Annotated in this window: 2 protein-coding genes; one reads left to right on the plus strand and one right to left on the minus strand. The window is 42.8% G+C overall.

Going from position 1 to position 607, the window contains the following annotated elements; genetic code table 11:
• A partial coding sequence (locus tag R7Q46_RS28290; protein ID WP_318078455.1) for a DUF2753 family protein occupies nt 1-117 on the plus strand: 117 nt, incomplete at its 5' end.
• Nucleotides 118-327: 210 nt separating this feature from the next.
• Here the strand turns inward: R7Q46_RS28290 and R7Q46_RS28295 are convergent.
• Nucleotides 328-607, minus strand: a 280-nt coding sequence (locus R7Q46_RS28295) for an OmpA family protein (protein WP_318078454.1), incomplete at its 5' end; no start/stop codon positions are given.

A 607-nucleotide genomic window follows, 5' to 3' on the forward strand; every position in this document is an offset into this window, starting at 1 on the left:
ACAAAAGCACTTATCGATTTTATGAAGCGTCATCCAAACCCAGCAATTGCGAAACAAGTAGAGAAGATCGATACCGCAACCAATTGCGAAGTGATCGCTAAGTTTCGTTTAAATTAATGAGCAAAGGTCGAAAATAAGCTGACCTCATCACTTGGAAATGACTCAACGAAAGTTATTCGACAGTAAGTAGATACTCACTAACATATACAAAGTAAGACTTGAGCGTTTTCGAGGCTCTTACTTAATTAACAAGCGAACAACGTCAATATACAAAAACGCCGGAGATTATTTCTCCGGCGTTTTTTATGTAAGCATGCTTACTACGGCCTAAACTTGAGTTCGACCTAAAGAGATCACTACACGACGGTTCTTGTCTTTACCAATCGGCGTGCCATTATCAGCAATAGGTCGGCGCTTGCCATAACCTTGCACTTGAATACGATCCTCTGGCAAACCCAGTGATTCAAAGTAAGTACGTAGAGACTCTGCTCGTCGCTCCGATAGGCTCTGGCTTTCGCTCTTACCATCGGTTGAATCAGTGTATGTCGCCACCAGCACGAGGTCGATATCTTGATTGTGACGCACATAATCAGCAATCTGAGCAAGA

The organism is Vibrio sp. 811, from assembly GCF_033339195.1.